7 protein-coding genes and 1 pseudogene are annotated in these 5,787 nt (G+C 41.6%); 2 read left to right on the top strand and 6 right to left on the bottom strand.

From position 1 onward, the window contains the following. Positions 1–135: 135 nt before the first annotated feature. The 6 genes and pseudogenes from Q5O86_RS04845 to Q5O86_RS04820 all read right to left on the bottom strand — a co-directional run. A pseudogene (locus Q5O86_RS04845) lies at positions 136–927 on the bottom strand (ATP-binding protein); the annotation flags it as partial. 26 nt (positions 928–953) lie between these two features. Continuing rightward, positions 954–1,199 (bottom strand): hypothetical protein, encoded by a 246-nt coding sequence (locus tag Q5O86_RS04840; RefSeq protein ID WP_154463418.1) that lies wholly within the window; start codon positions 1,197–1,199, stop codon positions 954–956. A 7-nt stretch (positions 1,200–1,206) separates the two neighbouring features. Next, complete coding sequence (locus tag Q5O86_RS04835) at positions 1,207–1,590, bottom strand: YdcP family protein (protein WP_154463419.1); 384 nt, start codon at positions 1,588–1,590, stop codon at positions 1,207–1,209. A 19-nt stretch (positions 1,591–1,609) separates the two neighbouring features. Beyond that, positions 1,610–1,924: a YdcP family protein gene (locus Q5O86_RS04830; protein ID WP_302626017.1), complete on the bottom strand. Its 315-nt coding sequence runs from the start codon at positions 1,922–1,924 to the stop codon at positions 1,610–1,612. A gap of 331 nt (positions 1,925–2,255) precedes the next feature. Further along, positions 2,256–2,834, bottom strand: coding sequence for an SLATT domain-containing protein (locus tag Q5O86_RS04825; protein ID WP_154463421.1), 579 nt, complete (start codon positions 2,832–2,834; stop codon positions 2,256–2,258). Then, on the bottom strand, positions 2,812–3,690 hold the full coding sequence (locus Q5O86_RS04820; RefSeq protein ID WP_154463422.1) for a nucleotidyltransferase: 879 nt from the start codon (positions 3,688–3,690) through the stop codon (positions 2,812–2,814). Before Q5O86_RS04820 ends, Q5O86_RS04825 begins: the two co-directional genes overlap by 23 nt. A 164-nt stretch (positions 3,691–3,854) precedes the next feature. Between Q5O86_RS04820 and Q5O86_RS04815 the strand changes: the two genes are divergently transcribed. Beyond that, complete coding sequence (locus Q5O86_RS04815; protein WP_276891085.1) at positions 3,855–4,022, top strand: DNA-binding protein; 168 nt, start codon at positions 3,855–3,857, stop codon at positions 4,020–4,022. Positions 4,023–4,025: 3 nt separating this feature from the next. Further along, positions 4,026–5,651, top strand: coding sequence for a recombinase family protein (locus tag Q5O86_RS04810; RefSeq protein WP_154463424.1), 1,626 nt, complete (start codon positions 4,026–4,028; stop codon positions 5,649–5,651). Positions 5,652–5,787 lie beyond the last annotated feature (136 nt).

Raw genomic sequence — 5,787 nt, 5'->3', positions numbered from 1 at the left:
TTCTGCCAGTCGGAGTATTAAAGTAGCCTTTCAGGGCGTTACCCCATCATTCGACTATTCGTGTGTTCAGTTCTCCAGCACAAATTTAGTTGATTGTGCTGTGTCTACTCTTTTCAAGTAGAAACGTTTCGCACCGTTCTTCGGGTCTAAGACGTAGAGAACAGCATTTGTGCGGAGCAGGGCTTCTATGAGCGTCAGAATGAAATACGTCTTACCGCCACCCGTTCCTCCGGCAATCAGCATATGGGGCAGCTTGTCATACTCCCACCAGATATTTTTCATCAGCCGGAGCTTGCCATCCTTTGCCTGCACATCCTCTATGGAAATGCGGTTTGCGATAGAGTCATAGAGCAAGGTATATTCCACGTAAGAATCCTTTAATTCCTTGTCGGTCAGCTCACAGTACAAACCGCTTTCCAGTTTCTTTTCCAAGTGCAAAAGCTGGTCTTGATATTTTCCCAGCGTTATTTCCACCCGAATGTGAATCAGCCCGTTTTTTAGCTGGTAGTAGATTTTGGGGAAATAGCTGATTTTCTCCTTTGAACGGCTGGAGGACAGGTCTTTGAAGAAACCGTCTGACTGCACCTGTTCCGCTTCATACCATTTATTTTCCAGAACCATCTTCGCCAGCTTTTGGCGGTGGTAGAGCTGTTTCACATAGTCACGGCAGTAATGCCGGAAGACCAGAGCCGCCGCCAGACAGATAAATCCTGCCACGCCCATGCTGATAAGCAGATAGGGAATGCGGATGGATTCTTTAAGCTGCGTTAAAGTAACATCCTGCCAGTCTGTCTGCATGATTGATCTGCCATGAAACAGCAGGACAATCAGCAGAAAGACTGGAAGCAGGGCGGCGGTGGCAGTATGGAAAACTAAGTCTGTGTCCGTGGCACGAATCCGCTTGCCACGTGGGAGATACTGTTTCATGCTTGATTCACTCCTTTTCTCTGAATTTAATAAAAGCCCGTGTAGAGCAGCGAATAGGTTTTTTCGCTGTCTTCTGTACGGGCTGTAAACAGGAATGTATAGCCGGAAATATCATTGCATAGGCAATCCGGCATAAATACATTCAGATTTTCCGTTGGACTGTAATCTTCTAAGGCTTCGTTCAATAGCTGTTCCGCCATCCAGCGGTATTCCGGCAGGGCAAGAAGCCGGAAGTCGTTTTCGTACTCGTCATATCCTGCGATACCATCCATAGGCTTCCTATTTTGCAGGCGGATTGTCTTTCTTTGGTGGCTGCGGATTTCCGGCAGGGGCAGCACCTTTCTTCAAGACAATATCATCCGCCTTGATATACCAGTCCACATCCGCCCCTTGAAATGTTGCGGTTGCGACGGTATCAGCAACGGGATTGATGATTTCTACTTCTGCGTTGTAGTCAAACTCTTTCAGCGGTACGCTGGCAGGGATGGACACTTGAATCATGCGCCCCTGTCCTCTGGACTTCAAATCGTAAGTGCGCTCCTTGATTTCATCCGATACCGTACCGTCCTCGTTCTGAATCCGTACCTCACGGCGGAGGGCGGAGAATTTCAACGCCCCGAATGTTGCCTCCTTGTCAATGACGATTCCATTTGCTAATCTCATAAATAATACCTCTCTTTCCTTATGCTTTTACCATGTCATCCGCATGGAGGATGTAGTTTGTGAAGCCACGAGTACCGATTTTATAGCCCTCTGCGGTAATACTAGGATTTACCAGCTTTACCCGTTCTTCAAAATCAAAATGTTTTTCGCCTGCTTCGGCTGGCAGAATCACGACAATATCATCCGCCCGCTGTACGTCAGAGTAAAGATTGAAGCTGCGTGTGAGTACGGTCATGCGCCCATTGATTCTGCGCTGTTCTGTCTTGTCTTCTCCGGCAAACTCCAAGTTGCCGAATGTCTTTTCCATGTTGGGGATAACAAATTTAAGTTCCATATGTTTTTACCTTTCCTTTCTGATGATTGATGGTTGATGGATTTGGATAGTTCCTTATTCAGCTTCGTGGAGAATACCTGTCTGCCTGTGATTTATCAAGGGCTGGCGTTGTGCTTCACACCCTTGACAAATCCCATTCTGACAGGTAAAGGGTAGCCAAGCCGAATAAAGGGGATTTCTGCCAGCTCGTGACTGGCGGAATCTCATAATGTTATGCGGAGGGGAACGCTCCTGCGGTTCTTGTCGGGGCATGGGTATCACATCCTTTCTGAATTTTGGACAAGAAAAAAGGAGTACCATTTTTACGATACTCCTTCACATACATTTTCTATTATTTTATATCTCTATTACTGCGCCTTATAGAATTAGGTAACATAATATCTATTTCATTTTCTGAAAAAGTTTGTTCTTCATCATTCTTCAAAGCCTTTTGAGCTTCTGCATAACTTTTTCCATCTGTTCTAGGAGAGTTACTGTATACTTCAGCAGTTCTTTCTTGCAATTCATCTCTTTTTTTCATTATAGCTTCTGGCTCTAAGATTTCAAAATCAGTTAATAATGATACATATTCTTCTCGGATTTTCCACAAAGCGTCTGACGCTACCTTATGTTCTTGCGCCTTTTCTACTAAGTTGAAGTTTTTTGTATAAGAATTTAAAATCAGTAATACAAGGGATATAATTGCTCCTAATACGCTTGCTATTTTATCTTCCGAAAGAATCGCAACAATAAAACCACTCGTAGTAATCGCTGACAAAACAATTTGCCAAATTTTTATTCTGTCATTAGTTTTTAATAATCGACTAATGATTTTATCATGACAGGTTTGGGTATATGTAACCCTGCCATATGCTTCTCTAATTTGTGATTCCAACTTATAGCCTTGGCTAATCTGGGAATTTCGTTCCATAAATTTCTCTCCATTTTTGCTTTGCAGAATATGATTTATTATCGTTCTCATACGATATGGCGGCTACTGCATTATCATATGCTGTTTTTGCCTTTGATTGAAAACTACCCGATTTCCAAACATAGCGGTTACTTCCCGGTGCTAGCCAATAACTTTGAGATGTGTCAATGTTTTTTAGATATTCAAAAAAATCTCTACTCATAAAATCATAATACAGATACGATTTATCTTTATATTCCCAATCTCCAATAAATTTATAGGCTAATGTATCTATCAATATTCCACTCATTGAAACATTACATTTTTCTTTCCATGCTCTAGCCATTCTACACAGTCGTTTTAAATTCTTATTAGTGTTACTATTTCTTGTATTCATAGCAGCAATTTCTTTTCTTGGGTCTGTAGTTTTCCAACTTCCTCCATCATTGGAATCTGGATAAGTATAACTGTCATCTTTGTTAATAAAAGCTGGAACAATTTCAAAATTTATACCGTCCGTAAAATTTATACCAATTACTTGTCCATCACCCTTAACAAAAGATGTACTATATGTTTTCTGTAAAACGCCTTTTACCTCTTGCAAAAGGGCTGACTGACCATTACTGCTATATGCGTTAAATTTAGCATAAGTTTCATATGGTAATTGTACAATCATGTCTATATCACTCGTCCATATTTCTGTACCTCTACCGTAAGAACCGACATATAAACTATACGCCGTTTCTGATGAACTATTTCTATAATCAAGATTAATTCGTTTGGTAATTTGATGATACCGATATTGAATCGTCGATACCGTATCGGAACTCATTCTTAAATTAGAACAAAATGTTGAAAAATAATCACTAACTGACATAAATATTTGCCCTCCCTCAATCACTAAAATTCATATATCTATTTTATCCCACAATATCTAGTATGTCAATTTATGTTTTAACTCAATCTTTTGTGTGAAACTTTTTAATATCAATTAGCAATCTTGACAAAAGTGTTACACTGTGATACACTATATATAAGGAGGTGGATAGTTTGGCTGTTTCTGAAAATAACGTAAGAGTACCTATAACAATTTCAAAGGAATTAAAGCAGCAGTTAGATAATCTGGCAAAAGAGGACAAGCGTACCTTTTCCAACTTATGCGCTAAGATTTTATTTGACTATGTGCAGCAGAAAAAGGATGGTGAGTAACCTTTGAGAATCTATATATACAGCCGTAAATCGGTATATACGGGCAAAGGGGAAAGCGTTGAAAACCAGATTGAAATGTGCAGGGAGTATATTTTAACCAAAATCCCCGAATCGAATAATGCGGAAATCGTCGTCTATGAAGACGAGGGCTTTTCTGCAAAGAACACGGACAGACCGCAATTCCAGCAAATGCTCCGTGATATAAAACTGAATAAACCGGAATACGTTGTCTGCTATCGTCTTGACCGTATCAGCCGTAATGTCAGTGACTTTTCTTCTCTGATTGAAGACTTGAACAGCTACAATATTTCATTTATCTGTATCAAAGAAGAATTTGACACCTCAAAGCCTATGGGAAAAGCCATGATGTACATAGCTTCGGTTTTCGCCCAACTGGAAAGAGAAACGATTGCAGAGCGTGTCCGTGACAATATGCTAATGCTGGCTAGGACTGGACGCTGGCTGGGCGGCACTACCCCAACAGGATTTACTTCTGAAAAGATACAGGAAATCATCATTGACGGCAAAATCAAGACTTCCTGCAAGCTAAAGGACAATCCAGAGGAATTGAAAACCATTGACTGTATTCTGGAAAAGTTCTTAGAGCTTCGGAGCATATCCGGCGTAAGCAAATACTTAATCAAGCAGGGGATTAAATCACGTACAGGAAAGATTTTCTCTCTATTAGGCATTAAAGAGATATTACAGAATCCGGTTTACTGTATCGCTGACGAAGACGCATGGGAATACTTCACGGAACATCATTCAGATGTTTGTTTTGAGAAAACCGATTGTTCCAATAAATACGGTCTGCTGGCATACAATAAGCGTGATTACCGAAAGAAAAGTGCCCCAAGACAGGATATGGATAAATGGATTGTCGCAATCGGTAAGCACAAGGGGCGTATTTCCGGTAAAAAGTGGGTAGCAATTCAAAATATCTTAAAAGACAATATCCCCACAGGGAAGAAACCTGCTATCATGCATAATGACTATTCCTTGCTGTCCGGCTTAATCTTCTGTGATAAATGCCAGAGCCGGATGTTCGCAAAGCAGCGGAGCGGCAAAGGCGGCAACCGTGAACTTTACGACTATATTTGTAACAATAAACTGCGTGGCGGCTTAAATTTATGTGACTGTCAAAATCTCAATGGACAGCAGGCGGACGATATTGTTTGTGAATATCTCATGCAGTACACAGACGAGAACTCCGGTATCTACAAACTGCTGGAAAAGCTGAAACGTGATTTACAAGGACAGACACAAAAAAGCCCCGTAGCGGTCATTGATGATAAAATCAAGAAATGTAACAGCGAGATTGACAATCTAATCAACACACTGTCACACGGAAACTTAGGAGCGGCGTTCATTGAACGTGTAAACGCCAGAATCACGGAGCTGGACAAAGAGCTTACTTCCATGAAAGAAGAAAAAGCCCGTCTGCAAAAGGATGTAAACATCATCGCGGACAGGGAAATCCAAGTGGATATGCTGTCCACGGCGTTATCCAGCTTCAAAGACAATTTCCATACGCTGACGATTGAAGAAAAGCGTACCTTAATCAAGCTGATAGTTAAGAAAATTGTCTGGGATGGCAAAGACCTCCATATTTTTATCGACGGCGAGTAGGGAACTGTCAGCCATCTACTCGTCGTATGGAGCAAAGTTGCCGTTTGGATGGTGGCGCATTTCCCACCATGCTGTCCATCATCACGCTTTTCCTCATCGGCGGGGCGGGCGGGCTGACCGGCTCTCTGCTTGGCGC

This window comes from uncultured Eubacterium sp., assembly GCF_937958975.1.
In the GTDB taxonomy this organism is placed as follows: Bacteria; Bacillota; Clostridia; order Lachnospirales; family Lachnospiraceae; genus Eubacterium_G.
This window is presented reverse-complemented; position numbering and strand designations above follow the sequence as displayed.